This window comes from Natronomonas gomsonensis (assembly GCF_024300825.1).
Lineage (GTDB): Archaea > Halobacteriota > Halobacteria > Halobacteriales > Haloarculaceae > Natronomonas > Natronomonas gomsonensis.
Genome location: NZ_CP101323.1, coordinates 2,552,036 through 2,574,401 on the forward strand (window position 1 = coordinate 2,552,036; position 22,366 = coordinate 2,574,401).

The 22,366-nt window shown below is 65.8% G+C and carries 31 protein-coding genes, 1 tRNA gene and 1 pseudogene; 19 read left to right on the top strand and 14 right to left on the bottom strand.

Annotated features, from left to right (window positions below; genetic code table 11):
* The first annotated feature begins 26 nt into the window (after positions 1–26).
* A complete protein-coding gene (locus tag NMP98_RS13540) occupies positions 27–242 on the top strand; it encodes a hypothetical protein (protein ID WP_254858366.1) in 216 nt (71 codons plus the stop codon).
* Here NMP98_RS13540 and hisE read toward each other — a convergent pair.
* Genes hisE through NMP98_RS13560 form a run of 4 tightly spaced genes read right to left on the bottom strand, consistent with a single transcriptional unit; the run spans position 239 to position 2,628 of the window.
* Complete coding sequence (gene hisE / locus NMP98_RS13545) at positions 239–532, bottom strand: phosphoribosyl-ATP diphosphatase (RefSeq protein WP_367997236.1); 294 nt, start codon at positions 530–532, stop codon at positions 239–241. The genes NMP98_RS13540 and hisE overlap by 4 nt on opposite strands.
* Complete coding sequence (locus NMP98_RS13550; RefSeq protein WP_254858367.1) at positions 532–975, bottom strand: bifunctional nuclease family protein; 444 nt, start codon at positions 973–975, stop codon at positions 532–534. The genes hisE and NMP98_RS13550 overlap by 1 nt, the downstream gene beginning before the upstream one ends.
* Before the next feature lie 59 nt (positions 976–1,034).
* Positions 1,035–1,613 carry a pyridoxal 5'-phosphate synthase glutaminase subunit PdxT gene (pdxT, locus tag NMP98_RS13555; protein WP_254858368.1) on the bottom strand — a complete coding sequence of 193 codons (579 nt, stop codon included), beginning with the start codon at positions 1,611–1,613 and terminating at the stop codon, positions 1,035–1,037.
* 49 nt (positions 1,614–1,662) lie between these two features.
* Entirely contained in the window at positions 1,663–2,628 is a 966-nt protein-coding gene (locus NMP98_RS13560; protein ID WP_254858369.1) for a cation diffusion facilitator family transporter, read from the bottom strand.
* A 65-nt stretch (positions 2,629–2,693) separates the two neighbouring features.
* Between NMP98_RS13560 and NMP98_RS13565 the strand changes: the two genes are divergently transcribed.
* Positions 2,694–3,215, top strand: a complete 522-nt coding sequence (locus NMP98_RS13565) for a metallophosphoesterase (protein ID WP_254858371.1) — start codon at positions 2,694–2,696, stop codon at positions 3,213–3,215.
* Between the two features lie 174 nt (positions 3,216–3,389).
* On the opposite strand, the gene NMP98_RS13570 is transcribed toward NMP98_RS13565, so the two are convergent.
* Positions 3,390–4,253, bottom strand: a complete 864-nt coding sequence (locus NMP98_RS13570) for an ArsR/SmtB family transcription factor (protein ID WP_254858373.1) — start codon at positions 4,251–4,253, stop codon at positions 3,390–3,392.
* 101 nt (positions 4,254–4,354) lie between these two features.
* Between NMP98_RS13570 and NMP98_RS13575 the strand changes: the two genes are divergently transcribed.
* A complete protein-coding gene (locus tag NMP98_RS13575; protein ID WP_254858374.1) occupies positions 4,355–4,498 on the top strand; it encodes a DUF7859 family protein in 144 nt (47 codons plus the stop codon).
* 6 nt (positions 4,499–4,504) lie between these two features.
* Here the strand turns inward: NMP98_RS13575 and NMP98_RS13580 are convergent, their stop codons facing one another.
* Positions 4,505–5,509 carry a threonine aldolase family protein gene (locus tag NMP98_RS13580; protein ID WP_254858375.1) on the bottom strand — a complete coding sequence of 335 codons (1,005 nt, stop codon included), beginning with the start codon at positions 5,507–5,509 and terminating at the stop codon, positions 4,505–4,507.
* A 128-nt stretch (positions 5,510–5,637) separates the two neighbouring features.
* Between NMP98_RS13580 and NMP98_RS13585 the strand changes: the two genes are divergently transcribed.
* Positions 5,638–6,117: an RNA-binding protein gene (locus NMP98_RS13585; RefSeq protein ID WP_254858378.1), complete on the top strand. Its 480-nt coding sequence runs from the start codon at positions 5,638–5,640 to the stop codon at positions 6,115–6,117.
* Here the strand turns inward: NMP98_RS13585 and NMP98_RS13590 are convergent.
* The gene (locus tag NMP98_RS13590) at positions 6,114–6,887 is read right to left on the bottom strand and encodes a PHP domain-containing protein (RefSeq protein WP_254858379.1); all 774 of its coding nucleotides are present in this window, start codon (positions 6,885–6,887) and stop codon (positions 6,114–6,116) included. The genes NMP98_RS13585 and NMP98_RS13590 overlap by 4 nt on opposite strands.
* A 54-nt stretch (positions 6,888–6,941) precedes the next feature.
* Between NMP98_RS13590 and NMP98_RS13595 the strand changes: the two genes are divergently transcribed.
* On the top strand, positions 6,942–7,853 hold the full coding sequence (locus NMP98_RS13595) for an ABC transporter substrate-binding protein (RefSeq protein ID WP_254858380.1): 912 nt from the start codon (positions 6,942–6,944) through the stop codon (positions 7,851–7,853).
* Positions 7,850–8,260, top strand: a complete 411-nt coding sequence (locus NMP98_RS13600; RefSeq protein WP_254858382.1) for a desampylase — start codon at positions 7,850–7,852, stop codon at positions 8,258–8,260. The genes NMP98_RS13595 and NMP98_RS13600 overlap by 4 nt, the downstream gene beginning before the upstream one ends.
* Positions 8,261–8,266: 6 nt before the next feature.
* Here the strand turns inward: NMP98_RS13600 and ubaA are convergent, their stop codons facing one another.
* The 3 genes from ubaA to msrB form a co-directional block, all read right to left on the bottom strand.
* Positions 8,267–9,085 (bottom strand): SAMP-activating enzyme E1, encoded by an 819-nt coding sequence (gene ubaA / locus NMP98_RS13605; RefSeq protein ID WP_254858383.1) that lies wholly within the window; start codon positions 9,083–9,085, stop codon positions 8,267–8,269.
* A gap of 102 nt (positions 9,086–9,187) precedes the next feature.
* Positions 9,188–9,928, bottom strand: coding sequence for a halocyanin domain-containing protein (locus tag NMP98_RS13610; protein WP_254858384.1), 741 nt, complete (start codon positions 9,926–9,928; stop codon positions 9,188–9,190).
* A 62-nt stretch (positions 9,929–9,990) separates the two neighbouring features.
* Positions 9,991–10,383, bottom strand: coding sequence for a peptide-methionine (R)-S-oxide reductase MsrB (gene msrB, locus NMP98_RS13615; protein WP_254858386.1), 393 nt, complete (start codon positions 10,381–10,383; stop codon positions 9,991–9,993).
* Positions 10,384–10,472: 89 nt separating this feature from the next.
* Between msrB and NMP98_RS13620 the strand changes: the two genes are divergently transcribed.
* The 6 genes and pseudogenes from NMP98_RS13620 (at position 10,473) to NMP98_RS13645 (ending at position 14,290) form a co-directional block, all read left to right on the top strand.
* Positions 10,473–10,652 carry a hypothetical protein gene (locus tag NMP98_RS13620; RefSeq protein WP_254858387.1) on the top strand — a complete coding sequence of 60 codons (180 nt, stop codon included), beginning with the start codon at positions 10,473–10,475 and terminating at the stop codon, positions 10,650–10,652.
* 43 nt (positions 10,653–10,695) lie between these two features.
* Positions 10,696–11,112 carry a universal stress protein gene (locus NMP98_RS13625; RefSeq protein WP_254858388.1) on the top strand — a complete coding sequence of 139 codons (417 nt, stop codon included), beginning with the start codon at positions 10,696–10,698 and terminating at the stop codon, positions 11,110–11,112.
* A 52-nt stretch (positions 11,113–11,164) separates the two neighbouring features.
* Positions 11,165–11,686: pseudogene (locus NMP98_RS13630) on the top strand (universal stress protein); the annotation flags it as partial.
* A 78-nt stretch (positions 11,687–11,764) separates the two neighbouring features.
* Entirely contained in the window at positions 11,765–13,231 is a 1,467-nt protein-coding gene (locus NMP98_RS13635; protein ID WP_254858390.1) for an APC family permease, read from the top strand.
* A gap of 48 nt (positions 13,232–13,279) precedes the next feature.
* A complete protein-coding gene (msrA, locus tag NMP98_RS13640; RefSeq protein ID WP_254858391.1) occupies positions 13,280–13,807 on the top strand; it encodes a peptide-methionine (S)-S-oxide reductase MsrA in 528 nt (175 codons plus the stop codon).
* Positions 13,808–13,858: 51 nt separating this feature from the next.
* Positions 13,859–14,290 (top strand): universal stress protein, encoded by a 432-nt coding sequence (locus tag NMP98_RS13645; protein ID WP_254858393.1) that lies wholly within the window; start codon positions 13,859–13,861, stop codon positions 14,288–14,290.
* 4 nt (positions 14,291–14,294) lie between these two features.
* Here NMP98_RS13645 and NMP98_RS13650 read toward each other — a convergent pair whose 3' ends face one another.
* Positions 14,295–14,552 carry a hypothetical protein gene (locus NMP98_RS13650; protein WP_254858394.1) on the bottom strand — a complete coding sequence of 86 codons (258 nt, stop codon included), beginning with the start codon at positions 14,550–14,552 and terminating at the stop codon, positions 14,295–14,297.
* Positions 14,553–14,633: 81 nt separating this feature from the next.
* Here NMP98_RS13650 and NMP98_RS13655 point away from each other — a divergent pair, with 81 nt between their 5' ends.
* The 3 genes from NMP98_RS13655 to azf all read left to right on the top strand — a co-directional run bounded on the left by NMP98_RS13655 (position 14,634) and on the right by azf (position 17,299).
* Positions 14,634–15,401 carry an enoyl-CoA hydratase/isomerase family protein gene (locus NMP98_RS13655; RefSeq protein ID WP_254858395.1) on the top strand — a complete coding sequence of 256 codons (768 nt, stop codon included), beginning with the start codon at positions 14,634–14,636 and terminating at the stop codon, positions 15,399–15,401.
* 109 nt (positions 15,402–15,510) lie between these two features.
* The gene (locus NMP98_RS13660) at positions 15,511–16,458 is read left to right on the top strand and encodes a ferritin family protein (RefSeq protein WP_254858396.1); all 948 of its coding nucleotides are present in this window, start codon (positions 15,511–15,513) and stop codon (positions 16,456–16,458) included.
* Positions 16,459–16,525: 67 nt separating this feature from the next.
* A complete protein-coding gene (gene azf, locus NMP98_RS13665; RefSeq protein WP_254858397.1) occupies positions 16,526–17,299 on the top strand; it encodes an NAD-dependent glucose-6-phosphate dehydrogenase Azf in 774 nt (257 codons plus the stop codon).
* A gap of 6 nt (positions 17,300–17,305) precedes the next feature.
* On the opposite strand, the gene NMP98_RS13670 is transcribed toward azf, so the two are convergent.
* The 3 genes from NMP98_RS13670 to NMP98_RS13680 form a co-directional block, all read right to left on the bottom strand.
* Positions 17,306–17,830 (bottom strand): nicotinamide-nucleotide adenylyltransferase, encoded by a 525-nt coding sequence (locus NMP98_RS13670; protein WP_254858398.1) that lies wholly within the window; start codon positions 17,828–17,830, stop codon positions 17,306–17,308.
* A 42-nt stretch (positions 17,831–17,872) separates the two neighbouring features.
* Complete coding sequence (locus NMP98_RS13675) at positions 17,873–18,451, bottom strand: DUF309 domain-containing protein (protein WP_254858399.1); 579 nt, start codon at positions 18,449–18,451, stop codon at positions 17,873–17,875.
* A 70-nt stretch (positions 18,452–18,521) separates the two neighbouring features.
* Positions 18,522–18,594 (bottom strand) — tRNA-Arg (locus NMP98_RS13680).
* Between the two features lie 129 nt (positions 18,595–18,723).
* Between NMP98_RS13680 and NMP98_RS13685 the strand changes: the two genes are divergently transcribed.
* From NMP98_RS13685 to NMP98_RS13700, 4 genes are all read left to right on the top strand, one after another.
* The gene (locus NMP98_RS13685) at positions 18,724–19,356 is read left to right on the top strand and encodes a DUF7504 family protein (RefSeq protein ID WP_254858400.1); all 633 of its coding nucleotides are present in this window, start codon (positions 18,724–18,726) and stop codon (positions 19,354–19,356) included.
* Between the two features lie 120 nt (positions 19,357–19,476).
* On the top strand, positions 19,477–20,871 hold the full coding sequence (locus tag NMP98_RS13690; protein ID WP_254858402.1) for a single-stranded DNA binding protein: 1,395 nt from the start codon (positions 19,477–19,479) through the stop codon (positions 20,869–20,871).
* A gap of 51 nt (positions 20,872–20,922) precedes the next feature.
* Positions 20,923–21,360 carry a histone gene (locus tag NMP98_RS13695; RefSeq protein WP_254858404.1) on the top strand — a complete coding sequence of 146 codons (438 nt, stop codon included), beginning with the start codon at positions 20,923–20,925 and terminating at the stop codon, positions 21,358–21,360.
* Positions 21,357–22,361: a histone deacetylase family protein gene (locus NMP98_RS13700; protein ID WP_254858406.1), complete on the top strand. Its 1,005-nt coding sequence runs from the start codon at positions 21,357–21,359 to the stop codon at positions 22,359–22,361. Before NMP98_RS13695 ends, NMP98_RS13700 begins: the two co-directional genes overlap by 4 nt.
* Positions 22,362–22,366: the final 5 nt, after the last annotated feature.

A 22,366-nucleotide genomic window follows, 5' to 3' on the forward strand; every position in this document is an offset into this window, starting at 1 on the left:
TTGCCAACACGCTCGTAGTCGGACGCATGATTGCCCCCGCAGAAGCCGTCCGCGAAGCCCTCTTGGACGTTTTCGAGGAGCGATACGAGGGCGCGGTGGTCTACGCCGATGCCGATGGGGAGACGGTTCTCCACGAAGGGCCCGTCCGAATCAAAGCCAACGGCTGGCTCGAACTCCCCAGCGGGCGACTGTTGTCGCCCGAGTCGGTCCACCACGTCGATACCTACGAGGCGACCGATTAGCGCCGCTTTCGCAACTCCGCTCGCAGGTCTTCGAGGTCCATCTCCTTCATCGACAGCAACACGAGCATGTGGTAGACGATGTCGGCGGCCTCGTGGGCCAACTCCTCGCGGTCGTCGTCTTTCGCCGCCAGAATCAGTTCGGTCGTCTCCTCGCCTAACTTCTCTAGCACCGCGTTCTCGCCTTTCTCGTGGGTGAAAAGCGAGGTTGTGTAGGAGTCCTCCGGCAGCTCCTCCTTGCGGGACTCGATGACGTCGAACAGTTCGTCGAGTACGTCGTCTGCGTCGTCCATCAGGCCATCACCTCCCGAACGTCGTCGAGTTCGTCGTACTCGTCGAGCGGTTCGCGATTGGCCTCGAACACCGACGCCTCGATTTCGATGTCGGCGTTCGTTCGGGCCGCAAGCGCCAGCGAGTCGCTCGGTCGGGCGTCGACGACCGCCTCGTCCCGCGGCGTCTCGAGGTGGAGGTCCGCGACGTAGGTGCCGTCGTCGAGACCGGAAACGACGACGCGCTCGACGCGCCCCCCGAGTTCCTCCATCACGTCCAACAGGAGGTCGTGGGTGAGCGGCCGGCCGATATCGGTGGCGTCGAGGCCCCGAGCGATGCTCGTCGCCTCCTCGACGCCGATGAAGATGGGCAACACCTCGTCGTCGCCCTCGACGCCGAGCGTCACGACCGCCGCGAGTCCCGAGGCGGTCTCGGCGACGCGAACCCCCTCGATGTGTGCGTTCATATAGTCGAGAGGTGACGGCGGTTGAAAAAGCCACTCGCTTGCGGGCGGTGACGATGTCGCTACCGGAAAAATGCCAGGCCGTGAACCCGTGAATCGTCGGTCAACTCCGGATGGAACGCCGTCCCGACGACGTTGTCCGCTCGGACGGCGACCGGCCGTCCATCGAACGTGGCGAGTACGTCGATTTGGTCGCCGACCTCGTCGATGGCCGGCGCGCGGATGAAAACGGCGGGAAACGGCTCTTCGAGACCGGTCACGTCGAGGCCCGCCTCGAAACTGTCCTTCTGTCGGCCGAAGGCGTTGCGGTCGACGCTCACGTCGAGGATGTCGAGCGTCGTCACGCGGTCGTCCTTGGCGTCGCGGCTGGCGACGATGAGGCCGGCACACGTGACCAACATCGGCTTGCCGGCCGCGGCGTGGGCGCGAATCTCCTCGTCGATGCCCTCCTCCCGAAGCAGTCGCGAAATCGTCGTCGACTCTCCGCCGGGCATGAGCAGTAGGTCACACTCCGGGACGACGCCGGCGGTCCGAATCTCCTCGACGGTGACCGACTCGCCGTGGCGCTCTGCGGCCCGGCGGATGGCCGCCGCGTGTTCGGCCACGTCGCCCTGTACCGCGATGACGCCCGCTGTGAGCATATGCGAGGTAGTCACCAGCGGTGGAAAAAGGACTCGAAACGGCCGGCCGCTACAGTTCGGGTTCGATGTAGATGGTCTTCACGCGGTCGTCCCGCTCGCGCATCGCCGCCTCCATCTCGCTGATGCCGGTGTTGACCTCCTCGGTCGTCAGCCCCGAATCGAAACTCACGTCGGCTGTGACGAGGACCTGACCCGACCCGATGAACATCGTCCGGAAGTCGTCGACGTGGGTGACGCTCTCTTGGGATTCGACGATTCCCCGGAGGTCACTTTCGACGTCGCTCGCGAGGCTCTCGCCGAGAATGAGCCGTTTGTTCTCGATGGCCAACAGCACCGCAAAGCCCATCAGCAACACGCCGATGACGACCGCGCTGAAAGCGTCGTAGATGGGGTTCTCGGTGATGCGTGTGGCGACGATACCGAACAGCGCGACGACCAACCCCGCGAGAGCGACGGTGTCCTCGGTGAACGCCGTCAGCGTCGTCAGGTCGCTCGTCCGGTCGAAGGCCTCCCGGTAGCCCGACCAGCCGTAGGTCTCCATCTGTCGCCGGAGTTCGGAGTTTGCCTTCACGAACGCGTAGGTCTCGAAGGCGATGCCGCCCAAGAGGATGGCGACGACAATCCAGAAGGGGTCAACCGGCGGCGTGATGTCGATTGTGTAGCCGAGGAACTCCGCGGGACCGGCTTCCGTTTCGTGGCCGCCCGCTCTGACCTCGCTGATGCCGTGTTTGAGGCTCTCCCAGCCGGCGATGCCGAACAGCAGCACCGAGACGAGAAAGGCATAGAAGAACTGCGCTTTCCCGTAACCGAACGGGTGTCTCCTGCTCGCGTCCTGTTGGCTGTACTTGATGCCGACCAACAGCAACACCTGATTGCCGGTGTCGGAGATGGAGTGATACGTCTCGGCCAGCATCGAGGGGCTTCCGGTCAACAGAAAGCCGATGAACTTCAGGACGGCGATACCGCCGTTGGCGAACATCGCCGCGAGGACGACGCCCGTACTACTGCCTGCCATAGGACTACCGTTCGGGGGCGCACACTAAGCGTTGGTGTCATGCGGCCGGGGGTTCTACCGCGGGTATGCTCGTCGTCCTCTCCGACACTCACGGCCGTGACTCGGCGCGACTCGAGGGGCGGACCGCCGAAGCCGTCGACGCGGCCGACCTCGTTATCCACGCTGGCGACTACATGACCGAGACCGTCCTCGATGCCTTCGAGGCGCGCTGTGACATCCGTGGCGTCTACGGAAACAACGACCCGCCGGCGGTTCGGGAGCGCGTCCCCGCCGAGGAACTCGTCGAGTGGGCGGGACTCCGAATCGCGGTCGTCCACGGCCACGAACACACCGACACGGCGCTGTCGATGCTCGGCCGGCAGACCAATGCCGACCTCCTCGTGTTCGGTCACTCCCACGCGCCGGAGTTCCGCGACGGTCCCGTTCCGATGTTGAATCCGGGGAGTCACGCCGACCCGCGGTGGAACCGGCCCGGACACGCGGAGTTGGAGTTCGACGACGCGGCCGGTCGCGCCGAGGGACGACTCGTCGAACCCGCTGGCGAGGTGTTCGAGCGGTTCGTCGTCGACCCGCGGCCACTCGAGTAGCCGTCGCTCGGTGAGTGATAGAGGAAGAACGCGCCGAACGCCGGGCGGGGATGTCGGAGGGGTCGTCAGCGGGGATGGAGGGCCGAAGCGTTCAGCGCGTTCGGTACGTCTACCGGTGATAATAAGGCACCAACGGAAGGTCAAAAGGCGATTTGACGTATCGAAACGCCGGAACTACCGACCGCGGAGGTACGTCAGCGCGACGACGACGGTCAGCACCGTCGCCCCGCCGAGGAAGAACGCGACGCCCGGCTGTAGCCCCGCCCCGAACAGCGCGTCGAACAGCGGGTCGAGGAACTCGGCGGCGCCGTCCGCGGGTGTCGCCGCCTCCTCGGCGGTGGGCATCGGCGTCGCCGTCTCCGCGGTCGTCGACGCCTCTTCGGTCGGTACCGGCGTGTCCATCGGTTCGACGGTTCTCGTACTCTCGGTGGCCTCCGGTGCCGGCGTCTCCGTCACGTCGAAGGCGCCCACGTCGTTGCCCTCGGTGGTCGTCGCGGTTGCCTGCGGTGTCTGCTCTGGTGTTGGGGTCTGTGTCGCCTCTGCGGCCCCACCGGCTCCATCGGCGCCACCGTTTCCACCGCCGCCGGCGGGGGCGGCGCCTTCGGGGACGCCACCGAACAGTTCCTGGACGGCGAAGGCGCCGACGACGAGGGCGAGAAAGCCGCCGAACAGTCGCGACAGCGCCGCCCGGAGTCCCGAGGCGCGTTCCTTCTCGCCAGCGAAGATGACCAGCGGGCTGTCGGCGGGGCCGTAGACGCGCATCTCTCGGCCCTTCTCGGAGTAGGCCGTCCCGACGACTTCGATTGCGCCGGCGTCTTCGAGCTTTTCGAGGTGATACTGGGCGTTCTGCAGGGAGGTGTCGGCCCGGTCGGCGAGCTCTCCGGGTGGCGCCGGGTCCTCGTGGAGTTCAGCGAGGAGCCGACGGGCCGTCGTAGAGGAGAGCGCGGCCATCAGGTCGTCGGCCTCCTCGCTGTCGAGGCCGACGACCCGTGGCTCGCCGTCGGGAGAGACGTCCGGGCTGGAGGGCAGGAGGCTCATTGTCGTTCGTTTTTAACCGCGGGGCTAAGAACTTTGTTCTGCGGCGTCTCGCCGAGCGGCCGCCCCGAAACGACTTTGCGGTGGCGCGGTAACCGGCGAGTATGTTCCCCCTGCAGCTGCCCGAGGTCGACCCCGTCCTCGTCGGCATCATCGCGATACTGCTGCTCATCGTCTTCGCCTTCTTCCTGCTCATCCGGCGGACGCTGCTCAGCTTTTCCGAAGGGATGCGCGAAGGCCGGAAGTAGCCGCAGTTACGCCGCCCGCTCGATTCGCCGAACCGCGGCGTCGATGTCACCGTCGACGTCGAGGTGCGTACAGAACCGCACGAGGTGCTCTCCGAACGGCACGCCCAACACGTCTTCGTCTTCACAACGTTCGAGGAACGCCTCGGCCGGGTCTTCGGTTTCGACCAACACGATGTTCGTCTCCGGCTCTCGCGTCGACAGTCCCCGAATCGCTCCCACTCCCTCGGCCAGTCGCCGGGCGTTTTCGTGGTCGTCGGCCAGTCGCTTTCGGTTCTCCAACGCGAGGAGTCCGGGTGCGGCGACCATCCCGGCCTGTCGCATCCCGCCGCCGAACAGTTTCCGAACCCGGTGGGCCGCCTCGATGAACGCCTCGCTGCCGGCGAGCATCGACCCGACGGGCGCGCCGAGTCCCTTCGAGAGACAGCACATCACCGAATCGACCTCGCGAGCGAGACGAGCGGCGTCGGTCCCCAGTGCCGCCGCAGCGTTGAACAGTCGCGCCCCGTCGAGATGCACCGACACACCGTGGTCGCCCGCCACCTCGCAGGCGGCGTCGATTCGCTCTGCCGAGATGGCCGTCCCGCCCTTGCTGTTGTGGGTGTTCTCCAGACACAGCAACCCGGTTCCGGGGCGGTGGTCGTCGGCCTCGACGTACCCCTCACGAACCGCATCGGGCGTGACGACGCCGCGGTCGCCGCCGTCTATCGTCCGCGCCTGCAGGTCGGCGTGCTGTGCGAGGCCGCCCAACTCCCACTTGTAGACGTGGCTCTCGCGTTCGACGAGTACCTCTTGGCCCGGTTCGGTGTGGACCTTCGCGGCGATTTGGTTGCCCATCGTCCCCGAGGGAACGAACAGTGCGTCCTCCTTGCCGGCCAAATCGGCGAACGTCGATTCGAGGTCGTTTATCGTCGGGTCTTCGCCATACACGTCGTCGCCGACCGTGGCGTCGGCGGCGGCCTCCCGCATCGCAGGAGAGGGTTTCGTCACCGTGTCGCTGCGTAAATCTATCATACAGGATTACTGGTCGCTCCCGTCTTAGCGGTGGCGGGTCGACGGGTATCTCACGAGCACCGCCGGCCCGCGTCGTCGAGGGACCGTCGGACCGGCGGTTTTTAGCCGATGACGACTGACTCTCGGGTATGGACGTGAAGTCACGCCACCACCTCCGGTCGGACGAAATCAGCGAACTGGAGGCCGACCTCGCCGACCACCTCGGCGTCGACCTCGACGGAAACGACTACGAACGCGTCGAGTTCACCGATGTCGATCGCGAAGTCGTCCTCGTCGACGGCGACCCGCTCGTCGCCTCCTTCGACGGCGACCTCTTTCTCACGGTCCGCGGCGCCAACGAGTATCCGCCACAGAACCACGTCGTCACCGTCGACTCGGGAGCCATCTCCTTCGTCTCCGACGGCGCGAACGTGATGCGTCCGGGCATCACCGAAGCGACCGACGACATCGAACCCGGCGACCTCGTCGTCATCGTCGAGGAGACTCACAGCAAGGCCCTCGCCATCGGTCGGGCGGAGGCCGACGGCGACGACATGGTCGGCGACAGCGGGAAAGTCGTCGAGTCGCTGCACCACGTCGGCGACGACCTCTACGAGTTCCACGTCTAAAGCGACAACTCGGCGGTCTTGAGGCCGTGTGCCGCGACGAACTTCTCCAGTTCCTCCTTCCGTTCGCCCATCTCGGTCGGGTCGTGGCTGTCGGTGCCGGGAACGAACTCGACGCCGTATTCCGCCAGTACGTCGAGAAAGTCGGGATTGGGATGGAACTCGCCGTAGTCGGCGAGGATGCGGCCGGCGTTGAGTTCGAGTTTCGTTCGGGAGTCGGCGGCCGCCTCCGCGACCGCCCGGTAGTGGTCTTCGGTCGCGTACCCACGGAGGGCGGGGTTGCGCTCCACTAAATCGACGTGGGCTGCGATGTCGAACAACTCCGATTCCAGCAGCGAAACGGCCTCCTCGTAGAACGTGTCGACCAACCGCGAGCGCTCATCGTCGGTCTTCTTTTCGAAGTACGGTTCGATGTGGACGTTCATCCCGTCGAGGTGGTGGACGCTGCCGATGGCGTAGGCGAAATCGGCCTCGTCCAGAAACGTCGCAATCGTCTCCTCGTCCCGGGCGTCGTAGTCCATCTCGACGCCGTCGTACACGTCGACATCGAAGCGGTCGTCGACGGTCTCGATGGCGTCGCGTCGACGCTCGTAGGTCACGTCGAGGTTGAAGCCGAGCGCCTTCTTCGCGCGCTTCTGGGCCGGCCGCGAGGAGACGTTGCAGTGGTCGGCGAAGCCGATGGCGTCGAGGCCGGCGTCTTCGGCGGCGCTGCACATCGACCACATGAAGCGGCCGTCGGAGTACGTCGAGTGGGTGTGATAGTCGACCCGCACGACTCGACTGTCGTCGCGGGGTTCCTTTAACCCGCTGGCGTCCCTACGTGGAGTATGCGCGTCGTCTCACTGCTGCCCTCGGCGACCGAAATCGTCTACGCCCTCGGCGTCGAACCCGTCGGAACCTCCCACGAGTGCGATTACCCGCCGGAAGCGACCGGGGTGCCGTCCGTCGTCGAATCCCGAATCGACGCCTCCGCGTCCAGCGCCGACATCGACCAACAGGTCCAACAGGCCGAATCTGACGGCGGCGTCTACGCCATCGACCGCGAGGCGCTGTCCGAAGCCAACCCCGACCTCGTCATCTCACAGGGCATCTGTGAGGTGTGTGCCGTCGACACCGTCGTCGTCGAGGAGGCCATTGCGGACCTTGGATTGGACTGTGAGTTGCTGACGACCGACCCCCACAGCCTCGGTGACATCTTCGAAGACATCGAGCGAATCGGTGCGGCGCTGGGTCGGGAGGAGCGCGCCGAGAGCCTCCTCGCCGACCTCCGTGGTCGCGTCGAGGCGGTCGAAGAGCGCGTCAGCGACACGGACGACCGACCGGAGGTGGCCATCCTCGATTGGCTCGACCCCGCGATGGTCGCCGGCCACTGGGTACCCGAGTTGGTCGAGTTGGCCGGCGGCCGCTACGGACTCGCCGACCCCGGCGACGCCTCGACGCCGCGGGAGTGGGCCGAAATCCGCGAGTACGACCCCGACGTCCTCGTCGCGGCGCCGTGTGGGTTCGAACTGGAACAGACGTTCGAGAACCTCACGGACCTGACCGACCGGCCGAGGTTCGACGACCTCCGGGCGGTTGAGACCAACCGCGCCTACGCGATGGACGGCCACCACCTGATGAACCGACCCGGGCCGCGGGTCGTCGACACACTGGAGACGCTGGCGGCACTGCTGCATCCCGAGACGTTCGAAGCGCCCGAGGAGTGGGCGGCACGACCGCTCGCCCGGACGACGGTATGACACTGTCGTTGCCGTCGGAACTCAGAGGGGAGATACTCGCCCACGCCCGCGAGGGCGCCCCCGAGGAAGTCGTCGGCGTGTTGGCCGGTGACCACGGCACCGAAACATCGACTGTTCAGCGGTGCTATCGGGCCGACAACGCCGCTGCGACGCCGCGGACGCGCTACGAAATCGCACCGACCGAGGAACTCGACCTCCTGGAACGCATCGACGCGGCGGGATTGGACGTGGTCGGCTTCTATCACTCCCACCCTCGGGGGCCGGCCGAACCGAGCGACACCGACGCCCGACTGGCGGCGTGGCCCGACCGCTCCTACGTCATCGTCTCGCTTTCTGGCGATGCAGAACTCGGCAGTTGGCGCTGGCGCGGCGAGCGATTCGAGCGCGAGGAGATACGCGCCCCCTGAGACCGCTCAGATGGCGCAGGTCTCGGTGTACTCCACGTCGTGTATCGACTCGATTCCCCCCTCACCGTCGCCACAGACCGGACAGTCGGGGCGTCGCTCGATTGTGATTTCCTCGAAGGTCATGTCACCGGCGTCGTAGAACAGCATCCGACCGTCGAGCGTCTCGCCGTAGCCGAGGACGAGTTTGACGGCTTCGGTCGCCTGAATGCAGCCGACCGTTCCGGGAAGCACGCCGAGGACACCGGCCGTCGCACAGTCGGGGACGGTGCCCGCCGGTGGCGCCTCGGGGAACAGACACCGATAGCAGGGGCCGTCGTCGTTCGCTTCGAACGTCGTTATCTGCCCCTCGAAGCGGAGAATCGCTCCGTGGGCGAAGGGGACGCCTGCGAGCGTACACGCGTCGTTGACGAGATACCGCGTCGCGAAGTTATCCGAACCGTCGACGACCACGTCGTAGGCTTCGAGCAGGCCCTCGATGTTGTCGGCGGTGACGCGCGTTTCGTGTGTCTCGACGGTCACGTCGGGGTTCTGTCGTTCGACGAACTCGCGGGCGGAGTCGACTTTCGGCCGCCCCACGTCGGTGTCGCCGTGGATGACCTGTCGCTGGAGGTTCGACCGCTCGACCACGTCGTCGTCGGCGATGCCGAGCGTGCCGACGCCCGCGGCGGCGAGATACTGGATAATGGGTGAGCCGAGGCCGCCCGCCCCGATGCACAGCACGTTCGCATCGAGGAGTTTCTTCTGTCCCTCCGGCCCCACGCCGTCCATGATGATGTGTCGGGAGTAGCGGTCGAGTTGCTCGGCATCCAACGAGAGGTCTGTCATGCCTCGCCATAGCGGTCGGAAATATAAATCCCCGAGGGTGGCCGCACCACTCACGAGCGTCGATTCGACTCGAAAACCGGAGTTTCAGCGTTGTGGTGCGGTTCAGTACTCGGGTTCGTCTCGGCTCTGTCGGAGCATCAACACGACGAGCGCAATCGGCGAGAGGAACGCGAGAACGAGTGCGATGCCGTACAGCGCCAACACGTCGTTGTCGGGGAGGCCGCTGTTGTCGCCCCCGCTCTCGCCACCGTTTCCACCGTCGCTGCCGTCGCTTTCGCCGTCTCCGCCCTCGCTGCCGCCGTCGCTGCCGTCGCCGCTGCTGCCGCCACCGCTGTCGCCACCGTCGGCCATCCCCATCTCGCCTTCGGTGATGTCGGGCGTTCCCTCGCCGCTGCCGACGGCGACGGCGCCTTTCATGCCCTGTGTCTGGTGGGGTTCACAGACGTACGTCGAGATGCCGTCACTCTCGAAGGTGACCGAGTAGGTCGTACCGGTGGTGTCGGTGAGTTCGCTGCCGTATCGCTCGCCGGACTCCTTTTCGACGACGTTGTGGAACCCCTGGTCCCACTCCCAGATAACCGTCGTCCCGGGGTCGACGTGAATCGCCGGCGGGTCGAAAACGAGGTTGCCGCCGGGGCCGACCGTGACTCGAACCTCGTCCTCGCCGGTCCGGTCGACGGTGCCTTCGAAGTTCGGTACGCCTTCGAACCAACCGCCGTAGTCGAACTCCTCCTGTGCGTATGCAGTCGTCGCCGAGGCCGACGCGGCGGCGGCCGCCGTCGCGCCAGCAGTAACGCGGACGAAGTCCCGTCGGCTCACGCCACCGGTGTCGTTCGTGGACATCCTTGTCGCCGCTTGTCGGGCGCGTTATATGAGGATTATCACTTCGAATTCCGCTGCGTGAATCACTCCGATTCGAAATCCAACGCGGCGGAGTTGATGCAGAACCGCTTACCGGTCGGTTCCGGCCCGTCGTCGAAGACGTGTCCGAGATGGCCTTCACAGCGGGCACAGACGACCTCGGTACGGACCATCCCGTGGCTGCGGTCTTCGCGTAACTCGACAGCGCTTTCCTCGGCGTCGTAGAAGGAGGGCCACCCCGAGTTCGAGTCGAACTTCGTCTCCGAGTCGAAGAGGACGGCGCCACAGCCGGCACAGCAGTAGTTGCCGTCGTCGTCCTTGCCGAGGTACTCGCCGGTGAACTTCGGTTCTGTGGCCTGCTCGCGGAGGATACGGTACTCCTCGTCGGTCAGCACCTCGCGCCACTCCTCGTCGGTCCGTGGTATGTCGTCGGCCATACCCCGCTTTGGGGAGCCAGCGGCTTCCGACTTCCGGCGGCGCGCTCGACGCCGCAAGGACAAAGAGGGCTCCGGCGGTGTCTCCGGATATGCGAGACGAAGCGGTGATTCGGGAGCGAATCGCGGAACTGGAGGCCCAGTACGACGACTACGACCCGCCGTCCTCGGAGTTCGAGGACACCGCCGAGGTCGCCATCCTCCGGGCCATCGAGGAACTGGAATGGGTCTTAGAGGAGTACGACGAGACAGCCGGGTTCACCACCTCCTGACCGCGAGGGAAGGCTTAACGGACGACCCAGCGTACTGTTCGGTATGACTCTCCTACAGCGCGTGGTCGTCCCGGTTGCGACCGAAGACGACGCGGCCGAGACGTGTGCGGCGCTTTCGCCGTATCTCGACGAAATCGAGCAGGTCGTCGCGGTCCACGTCATCGAGAAGGCCGGCGGCGGCATCGACAAGGCGCCGCTGGAGAAACGCCAAGAAGACGCCGAAGCCATCCTCGATGTCGTCGAAGACGCCCTCGGCGACGACGTGCCCGTCGAGCGGGATACGGCGTACGGAACCGATGTCGTCGAGACGCTGTTGGCGGAGGCGAACGGTCACGACGCGACGGCTATCGCCTTCGTCGCTCGCGAGGGAAGTCGACTCGTTCGACTGCTGTCGGGCGATACGTCGGTCCGACTCGTCACCGAGGCGACGCTGCCGGTCGTCGCGCTACCGAACGAGTGAGGCAGTCGCCGTGAGGACCACCGACGAGCGGGCGACCGAACACGAGAGACCGACCGTGATGGTCGCGCTGTCGAACCCCCGAACCGAACCGGCGCTGGTTTCGCTCGCGGCGGTGTGGGCGAAACACCACGACGGGCGGGTCCTCGCGATACATATCGTTCAGGTACCGGACCAGACGGCCCTGTCGGCCGCCGCGAAGAACCGCGAGCGAATCGACGCCGAGTCCGCCGAGCTGCTCGCGACCGCCAATGCCGACGCCGAAGCCGCCGGCGTCCCCATCGAGACGAAGACGGTACTCTCCCATCGCGGCCTCGCGGAGGTGTTCGACGCGGCACGAACGAACGACGCCGACGCCAAATTGCTGGTCGAGACGGGTGACGTGGAGGCGGCAATCGAAGCGGCGGCCGCAGACCACACCCTCGTCGTCGTCGGCGCGACTGAACGTGGGTTGCTCGCTCGCGTCGTCGGCGGGTCGCTCGCGCTGTCGGTGCTCGAAGACATCGAAACTCCGGTGGTACTCGCCGAACGACCGACTTCGCGGTCGCTTCGCGAACGGCTGTTTCGGCGCCGGTAGCGGTTGTCCCTGATAAACGACGGCTGAAAATTGGAGATACACTAAAGGCGGTTGCGTGGTACGGTCCGACACACCACGATGTCAGCCGACGAATACAAACTGATAGACGAACAGGTCGGACTCTGGGGTGCGGTCGCACTCTTGGTCGGGACGGCGCTGGGCATGAGCATCTTCATCGTCCCGACGCAGATGGCCGCGGCGGCCGGCCCGAGTATCACCGTCGCGATTCTCGTCTCCATCGTCCCGATGGTGCTCGGGGTACTGTTGCTGTTACAACTCGGCGGGGCGATTCCCGTCGCCGGCGGTATCTACGTCTACGGCTCGCGGCTGGTCGGCCCCTTCTGGGGGATGCTCGGCGTCTCGGTACCGGTGCTCGCGGTGTGGTCGTACCTACTCTTTGCCGCCGTCGGCTTCTCGGATTACCTCAACGGCTTGCTGGACACCCTCGGTATGGGGTCGGTCCCGACCGTCGCGGCGGTGTGGGGACTGCTCGGCCTGTTTCTCGTATTGAACTACGTCGGCGTCCAAATCGTCACGAAGGTCCAAATCGCGTTCGTCATCGCACTCATCCTCGGGATGGTCGCCTTCGTCGTCAGCGGGATTCCACACGTCGACACCGCGAACTACACGCCTGTGTTCCCCTCCGGCGAGGGCCAACCGTTCGCCGACAGTTTCGCGCCGTTCCTGCTGGCCGTCGTCACGCTGTATATCCCCTTCCAGGGGTTCGGCATGATAATCGAAATCGGCGAGGAACTCGAAAATCCCGTCGAGAACATCCCGCGCGTCCTCGCCATCGGGATGGCCATCGTGACGGTGCTCTCGATAGCTATCGTGTTCACGCTCATCGGGGCGATTCCGCTGGAGAACATGACCGTCTCGGGTGAACTCGGCGGCGAACCCGTCGAAGGCGGCCTCGCCGCGGTCGCGACGGGCGTCCTTCCGACGCCGATACTGCTGGTCGTCGGCGTCTCGGCGCTCATCGCCGCCGCGACGACCGTCAACACGCTGTTTACCTCCTACTCCCGAACCGTGATGCGGGCGGCCCGCGACGAGGTCGTCCCCGACGTGTTCGCGTCGGTCCACGACGACTACAACACGCCACACCGCGCCATCCTTCTGTTCGGCATCCCGCCGTTGCTCGCGGCGCCGTTCGTCGGCCAACTCGACGCCATCACGCCGCCCGACGTACTCGACTGGCTCGTCGTCGTCGTGGTCACCGGCATCTTCATCGCCTTCGCCATCGGCGGCGTCGCGCTGTGGAACCTCCCGAAGGTGTTCCCCCAACGCTACGAGTACTCCATCTACAAGCTCCCGATGCCCGTCCTCCGAATCGTCGCCGTCGGCAACGTCGTCGTCTCGGTGGCGTTCACCGTCCTCGTCGTCTCCAGTGCGCCCTCGGCGTTCGCCGTCGTCCTCGCGTGGATGGCGCTGTCGGCCGCGCTGTACTTCTACCGCATCCGCGCCTACGACAAGAAGGGCGTCGACCTCAAAGAGCGGATGGCACTGTTGCACAAACACGAACAGGTCGGCGGGTCGGACGACTGAATCCCCGCCGACCACCAATTGAAGCATCTCGAACTCCTATCGGAAGCCATGACAGAGACCGCGACGCTCGCAGGGGGCTGTTTCTGGTGTATCGAGGCCGCGCTGAAGGAACTCGACGGGGTGGCGTCGGTCGTCTCCGGCTACGCCGGCGGCCACGTCGAGGACCCCACCTACGAGGCCGTCTGCCGGGAGGAGACCGGCCACGCCGAGGCCGTCCAAGTCGAGTTCGACCCCGAAACCATCTCTTATCGGGACCTCTTGGAGGTGTTCTTCACCATCCACGACCCGACACAACTCAACCGACAGGGTCCGGACATCGGCACGCAGTACCGGTCGGCGGTGTTCTACCACGACGACGAGCAACGCGACACCGTCGAGTCGGTCATCGAGGACCTCCAGCCGCTGTACGACGACGACATCGTCACGGAGGTCGAACCGCTGGACGAGTTCTATCGCGCCGAGGAGTACCACCAGGACTACTTCGAGAAGAACCCCAACGACACCTACTGCGTCGTCAACATCAACCCGAAACTGAAGGAGATACGGGAGAAACACGCGGCGCTGTTGGCCGATTGAAGACGGCGGCCGTCCCGCATCTCTTTGTACCCTGGGGGAGACATTCCGTCCATGTACGACCGGATTCTTCTCCCGACCGATGGCAGCGACGCGAGCAACCGCGCAGTCGAGGAAGCCATCGGACTCGCCGAAGCGACGGGCGCGGAACTGCACGTCCTGTTCGTCGTCGAAGACATCCCCTACGCCCCGGAGATGATGGACGACGAGGTCGAAGCACGGCTTCGGAAAATCGGCGAGGACGCCCTCGAAGAGATTCGCACCCGCGCCGACAAGGCCGGCGTCGAAGTCGTCACCGACCTCGAAGAGGGGGCGCCGCATACGGCTATCCTCGGGTACGCCGACGAGGCCGACATCGACGCCATCGTGATGGGCACACACGGTCGAAGCGGGCTGGACCGCTACCTGCTCGGGAGCGTCACCGAACGCATCGTCCGCACCGCGGACGTGCCGGTGTTGACCGTCCGGATGTCTTCGGAGGGGTAGCCGTTCAGCGCAGGCCGAAGGAACGAAGCGAGCCGTAGGCGGCCAGCGCCGACAGCGCCACGGCGCCAGCCGCGACGCCGAGGAAAAGCGGGTCGGTCCGCACGCCGTACACCGCCGCCTGCAGCGCGCCGAAGCCGGACATCGCCGACAGCCACAGCAACGCGAGCCCGCCCAACGCGCCGCGGACGGTGACCCAGCCGTCGCCCGGCCCCTCGCTCGGGGCGTCGGCGTCGATTTCGCCGTCGTCCGTCCCGGATTCCATACCACGACGAGGGGCGTCGCGCCGATAAGCCCTCTCCCTCGCGATACACAGAGTAAAGTCACTGGCCTCGGGGGAACGTCTATGAGCGTCGAGTTGACCCGCGACGGTGCCGTTGCGACCATCACGATATCGAACCCCGAACGAAAAAACGCAGTCGACGCCCCGGCGTCGAAGGAGATGGCCGAACACGTCCACGACGCCGCCTACGACGACTCGGTTCGCTGTGTCGTCGTCACCGGCGAGGGTGACGCCTTCTGTTCCGGCCTCGATTTGGCCGGCGACATGGGCGGTGGCAGTCCCGCCGCGGAACTCGAACACGGACTCAACGCCATCGCCAGCGGCCTGATTCGGATGGAGAAACCGACCGTCGCGAAGGTTCCCGGCCCCGCAGTCGGCGCCGGCGGGTCGCTGGCGGCGGCCTGTGACTTCGTCTACGCCGCCGAGGACGCCTTTTTCGAGTGGGGCTTTACGAACATCGGCCTCGCTCCCGACACGGGCGCCACATACGTCCTGCCGCGACTCGTCGGCGTCCGGAAGGCCCTGGAGTTGCTCATCACCGGCGACCGAATCGGCGCCGAGGAGGCCGTCGAGTTGGGCGTCGCAAACGACGCGGTGCCGGCCGAGGAACTCGACTCGTTTGTCGCCGAGCGCGTCGAGACGCTCGCCGGCCGGCCGACGATGGCCGTCGGCGCCGCGAAACGACTCGTCTACCGGAGCCACCAGCGCTCCTTAGAGGAGACGCTTCGGGAGGAGGCGCTGGCCCAAGAGACGATGATAGACAGCGACGACTTCGCAGAGGGCGTCGCGGCGTTCATGGCCGACCGCGACCCGGAGTTCGAGGGGCAGTAGCGCCCTCCTGCGGTTGCCTCTGGGGTGGTCCGTGTCGACTAATGACATAAACCACCCCGCATTCGAGGCAGTAGGACGATTCTGTAGTAGGTGTCACGTGTAGTCGACCATGACACAGATTCGCGACGACAGCCGAGAGATGCGCATCAGCGAGGACACCGTCGGTGGTGGCTACTTCCGACACGCCGTCTACAACCACTGGGACCCCTACGAGGACATCTCCCAGGAACTCATCGAACAGGACCGCGAGCGAGCGATGTCGATGGACGGCGACGAGGAGGAGTTCTTCGACGTGGCGCAGTACCTCGCGCTGTTCGGCGCGGGCGAGGAGGCGGTCACCGAGGACCTCGCGCCGCTGATGATTGCACTCGGAGACATCAACGACCAGATGTTCGTCTCCAGCCAGATTTACGAGGAGGCCAAACACACCCAGTTCTTCGACCGCTACTGGCGGGAGGTCATCTATCCGGTCGCCGAGGAGCGCGGCTGGGAGAAAATCGCCCCCACCGACCAGCGGTTCTTCCCGGATGGCTACATCGAGCTGTTCGACCGCACCGAGGAAGCCATGCAAACGCTTCTGACCGACGACACCCCCGAAAACCGCGTGCGGGCGTACTGCCACTACCACCTCGTCGTCGAGAGCATTCTCGCCCAGACCGGCTACTACGGCCTCACGACCGCACTCGGGCCCGACGACGACGACCCGCTGACGCCGCCGGACCGCGAGACGCCGCACCTCGAAGGCCTCGTGAAGGGAATCAACTACATCCGGAGCGACGAGGGTCGACACGTCGGCTTCGGGATGCAGAAAGTCCAGAAACACCTCGCCGAGGACGGCGTCGACGAAGCGGTCGTCCAAGAGACGCTGATGGAGTTGATGCCGATGGTCGCCGAAACCGTCTCGGTCGGCGACAGCGTCATCGACCCGATGCCGCTCGTCAACTACGCTCGCGACAAACTCACCCGCCGCATCGACATCATCACCGACGCACAGGCCGAGATTCCGGACGTCGAGGAACTCGTCAAACTCGACGACGAACCTGCGGCCGCCGACTGATACGGGTCGCACCCGACGACGAACGAACCGCACGTTTCTTGTCCGTCTCACGCCTTCCATCTCCTAAATGGACGACACCGTGTTGCTCACCGGAGCCAAGGGCGCAGTCGGAACGGCCATCCGGGAAGGCATCGGCGACGACTACGACTGGCGCTACCTGTTTCACAACCCGCCGCCGTTCGACCCCGACCACCCGTATCTCGTCGGCGACGTGACCGACGAGGAACTGATGGCCGAGGCCTGCGAAGGCGTCTCCGCCGTGGTCCACCTCGCCGGTGACCCGCGACGCGACGCGCCGTGGGACTCCGTTCTCGACAACAACATCCACGGCACGAAGGTGCTGTACGACGCCGCAATCGACGCCGGCGTCGAGAAGTTCGTCTTCGCCTCCTCGAACCACGCCGTCGGCCACTTCGAGACCGACCGGAAACCCGACCTCTACCGGACCGACGACGAGTTCCGCCTCGACGGGACGGAACTGCCCCGTCCCGGGAACTTCTACGGCATCTCGAAGGCCACCGGCGAGACAATCGGTCGCTACTACCACGACGAACACGGCATCTCGGTGTGTAACATCCGCATCGGCAACCTCACCCGGAACCACCCGCCGAAGGAGTACGAACGCGGGCAGGCGATGTGGCTCTCCTATCGGGACTGTGCCCACATCCACGACTGTGCCTTGCAGGCCGACTACGACTACGAAATCGTCTACGGTATCTCCGACAACGACCGGAAGTACTACTCGCTGGAGCGCGCCAAGGAGGTCCTCGGCTACGAACCGCGGGACAACTCCGCGGAGTTCACCTTCGAGGGTGAACCGAAAAACGATACCGACAACTGACCGTCGCTACCCCTCACGTTCCGCCGGCTCGTCCGTCGACTCGATTTTCCGCAACCGTTCGACGCCGTCTATCTCCTCGATGCCCGCGACGACCGGGTCGGGGACGAGGTGGGCCCACTCCTCGCCGGCCAGTATTCGCCGTCGAATCTCCGATCCACAGAACTCCTCGCGGTTGTGCAGTGGCGTCCCCCGGACTTCATAGCCGTCCTCCTCGAAGAGCCGTTCGACGAAGGGATTGTTCGTGTAGGCCACCTCGAAACGGGGACACAGCGTTTCGATGTGTTTCACCCAGACGGCGTTTCGCTCCACGTCGGCGATGGGGATGAGGTAGGTCTTGGCGTCGACCTCGTCGAGGACGTTCTGGACCATCTGGACGCGCTCGCCGGACGTGAAGGGGTTGCGCTTCGTGTGTGACTGGCCGGCGCTGCCGATGCCGACGACGACCTCCTCGACCTCGTCGGCGATGCCTTCGACCAACCGACGGTGCCCCTCGTGAAACGGCTGGAACCGTCCGATGACTAACCCTCGCATGGCTACGCTCTCGGTGGCCGAACGGTTAGATTCCGGGGTAACTCACTCGAAGAGCCCGTCCACGTCGGCCTCCCGGGCCTGCCGCCGTTCGACGTGCTGGACGAGCCGTTTTCGGGCCGTCGGCGACCCACCGCGTAAGTAATCCAGCGTCAGCGTCACGAACGGACTCGTCTCGTTGCCCTCGGCGATATCGGCTTCGGCGTAGCCGACTCCCTGCTCGACGAGTTCGTCGCCGCGGGTTTCCGCGAGCGCCTCGGCAGCGATGCCGGCGGCGGGGAACTGCAAATCGGCCGTCGTGACGGCCTCGTCATCGATGTGGATTCGGGGTGGTCGCTCCCGCTCGCCCAGTTCGGGGTCGGCGGCGAGTTCGCGAAGCCACGCTCGAAGGTCGTCGTGGCCACAGCCCTCCAGATACTCGATGGCGCTTTCGGCCAACCCGACCGCTCCCGACCAGTTGCCGGTTCGGGCCTTGTGCGTCGCCGCCGTCGCCTGTACGAGTCCCTGCAGACAGTCGTCGCGCTCGCCAGCGGGTGCCTCCAGCCACCGATGTTCCCACGGCTCGTGAGCGGCGAGATAGTGGCCGGCGTTGAACAACGCCGCGCCGGCACGGAGGTGGTCCATACGCCGAGTTGGGGACGGGTCGGCAAAACTCCAGCGCGAGCAGTCGCTCGCCGTACAGCGTCGAGAGAAACGTCCGGACGGAGATTTGAACTCCGGTCCCTGGCTCCGCAAGCCAAGAGGATAGTCCACTACCCTACCCGGACTCATCTGTTCATACCCCGGTTCGACGTATAGGGGTTACGATTCGACAGCCACTACACCATCCGGCGACCAGTCGGTTCCCCGCCATCTACCCGTATATTTATTACAACGGGATTATAAGTGTGAATATAATGTCGGCCGGCGATGCAGTGGGGGACTCCTCGGGGGAGGATGCGGGGGTTAATCTCGACGGGGTGTCGAACCTCTTGGTGCTTGCACCGACGATGAGTAGCGCCGCTCGCCAGTCGTACTACGAGGCGCTGTTGCCGGAGCGGCCCTCGACGCTGGACGTGTTGGCCGTCGAGTATCGGCGCTCGCCGGACCAGTGGCTCGACGAGTGGCAGCAGTACGTCGGCGACCGCCCGCGGCAGTGTACCATCGTCAGCACCGACGAGACGACGCGGTCGGCGGCCGCGGCGAGCGGCGGTCCGGTCACCTACGGTCCGAACACCGCCGCCTGCGTCGAGAATCCGAGCGATTTGACGGGGTTGGGTATCACTGTCAGCGAGTATCTCTCCGAGCACGGCGGCCCGAACACGGTCGTCACGTTCGACTCGCTGACCGCGCTGTTGCAGTACGCCGACCTCCAGCGAGCGTTCCGGTTCCTCCACGTCCTCGCGAATCGCGTGAAGACGGCCGGGGCAGTCGCACACTTCCATATGGACCCCGGGGCCCACGACGACCGCGAGGTGGCGACGCTGTCGTCGCTGTTCGACGCCGTCGCGGAGTTCGACGACGGCGAGTGGTCGCTCCGGCGCCGGTAGCGACCGAGGGTTTTTGACCGAAGCCGCGACCAGAAACGCTATGTCGAAACGACGCCGTAGCGGCCGGTCGCACCGACAACGACAACGCTTTTCGGGTGGCCGTACTTGCCCTCCATAGCAATGGGCGCCATCGACGATATTTATGCGGAACTCGACGCGGACGTCGAGAAAGAGGAGTTCCGCGAGGCCGTCGAACAGAAGGTCGAACAGATGGGGGGATTGGCGGACGAGGAGACCGCCGCGATGCTCATCGCCCACGACCTCGACGGCGGCGAAGTCGAAACTATCGCGGACATCGAACCCGGGATGGACGAGGCGAAGTTCCTCGCGAAAGTGACGAGCGTCGGCGACCTTCGGACGTTCGAACGCGACGGCGAGGACGAAGACGGCACGGTGCTCAACATCGACGTGGCCGACGAGTCGGGGTCGGTTCGCGTGGCGCTGTGGGGCGAGGACGCCGTCGCGGGCGAGGAGGAACTGGAACCGGGACAGGTGTTGCGCGTGAAGGGCCGTCCGAAAGATGGCTACAACGGCCTCGAAGTGAGTGCCGACAGAGTCGAGGGCGAACCCGACGCGGATGTCGACGTGGAGGTCGGCGGCGAGGTGACTGCCGACTCGCTGACCATCGGCCAATCGGACGTGAACCTCCGGGGGGTCGTCCTCGACACCGACTCGATTCGGACCTTCGACCGCGACGACGGTTCGGAGGGCCGGGTGTCGAACCTGACGCTGGGCGACGAGACGGGTCGGGTCCGGGTGACGCTGTGGGACGAACGGGCCGACCGCGCCGAGGAACTCGACGCCGGCCAGAGCGTCGAGGTCGTCGACGGCTACGTCCGCGAACGCGACGGGGCGCTGGAACTGCACGTCGGCTCTCGTGGTGCCGTCGACGAACTCGAAGAGACTGTCGAGTTCGTCCCCGAAGCGACCGATATCGACGCCCTCGAACTCGACGAGACGGCCGACATCGCGGGCGTCGTTCGTTCGGCGGACCCGAAGCGGACCTTCGACCGTGACGACGGCTCCGAGGGACAGGTCCGCAACATCCGCCTGCAGGACAAGACCGGCGACATCCGCGTGGCGCTGTGGGGCGACAAAGCCGACCTCGACCTCGGACCCGGCGACGAAGTGTTCTGTGCGGAGGTGGAGATACAGGAGGGCTGGCAGGACGACCTCGAAGCCTCCGCCGGGTGGCGCTCGACGGTGACTGTCATCGACGGTGCGGAACCGGACCGCGGCGGTGATTCCGCCGGCCTCGACGAGTTCGCCAACGGCTCGAAGCCCACCTCAGGCGGGGAATCCGAGGAGACGGATGCCGACGACGGCGAGGAAAGCGACGATAGCGACGAGGAGACGTTCACCGGAACCGTCGTCCAGCCGGGTGACCCGGTCATCCTCGACAGCGGCGAGGAGACGTTACACGTCGAGACCGACGCCGACGTACACCTCGGCCAGGAAGTGACGGTTCGGGGTCGACGCGACGGCGAACGGTTCGTTGCCGACGACGTGTTCTAGGGTCGCGCCGCCTGCGTTACAGTTAAGGCCGACTCGGCCCGCGTGTGGGGTATGAGCGTCGAGCTACCGTTCGCTCCGGTCGATACCGTCATTCGCCGGAACGCGGGGAACCTGCGGGTCAGCGCCGAAGCCGCCGAGGAGCTCGCGCGTCGGGTTCAGACCCGTGGCGCCGAGTTGGCGGTCGAGGCTGCCGAACAGGCAACGGAGGACGGTCGAAAGACGCTGATGGCCGAGGACTTCGATGCCCCGGTCGTCGACAAAGACACCTTGGAGTTGCCGGTCGCGCCCATCGACCGAATCGCCCGACTCGACATCGACGACCGGTATCGGGTGTCGATGGACGCACGAATAGCACTCGCCGGCGTCCTCGAATCGTATGCCGACACCGTCGCCGCCGCGGCCGCCATCCTCGCGCGCCATGCTGACCGTCGAACCATCAAGGCCGAGGATGTCGAGACCTACTACGAACTCCAGCCCTACTTCGAATGAGGTTCGGCTACCGCGAGCGCTGCCTCGACCACGACACCGGTTCACGCCACCCAGAGACCGCCGACCGGCTTCGAGCCATCCGTCGCGGACTGAAGCGACGCCACGGTGTGGAGTACGAAGATGGCAGTTTCGCGGAGCGAGCGGCGCTGGAAGCCGTCCACGACCCCGACTACGTTGCGGAAGTCGAGGAGTTCTGTGCTGACGGGGGCGGAACGTGGGACGCCGACACCGTCGCCGTCGAAGCGACGTGGGATGCCGCCCGGGCGTCCGCGGGACTGGCCTGTTGGGCGGCCGAAGAGGCGCTGGACGGCGCCGACGGCCGACAGACTCCCTTCTCCATCGGTCGACCGCCGGGCCACCATGCCGAAACCGACGAGGCGATGGGGTTCTGTTTCTTCAACAACGCCGCCATCGCGGCCAACCGAGCGCTGAAGCGCGACGGCGTCGACCGCGTCGCCATCTTCGATTGGGACGTCCACCACGGCAACGGCACGCAGGACATCTGCTACGACGACCCGAACGTGTTCTACGCCTCGTTTCACGAACGCGGGCTGTTCCCGGGGACGGGCGACATCCTGGAGACGGGCGGCCCGAACGCCCGGAAGACGGTTCTCAACGCGCCGCTTCCCGGCGGTTGTGGCGACGTGGAGTACACCACCGCAGTCGACGACCTGCTCGCGCCCGCGCTCGACCGGTTCGACCCGGACCTGTTTCTCATCAGCGCGGGGTTCGACGCCCACCAACACGACCCCATCTCGCGGATGCGCGTCTCGACGGAGGGGTACGGCGTCCTCACCGACCGCATGCGGAGCATCGCAGAGGACAGCGACGCCGCGTTGGCGTTCATCCTCGAAGGCGGTTACGGTCTCGATGCGCTGTCCGACTCGGTGGGCATGGTCCACGAGACGTTCGATGGTCGCCAACCCGTCGAACCCGAGGGAGAAATCCTCTCGAAGGCCAAGCGAGTGCTCAACGACGTTCGTGACGCACACGACCTGTAGCCGGC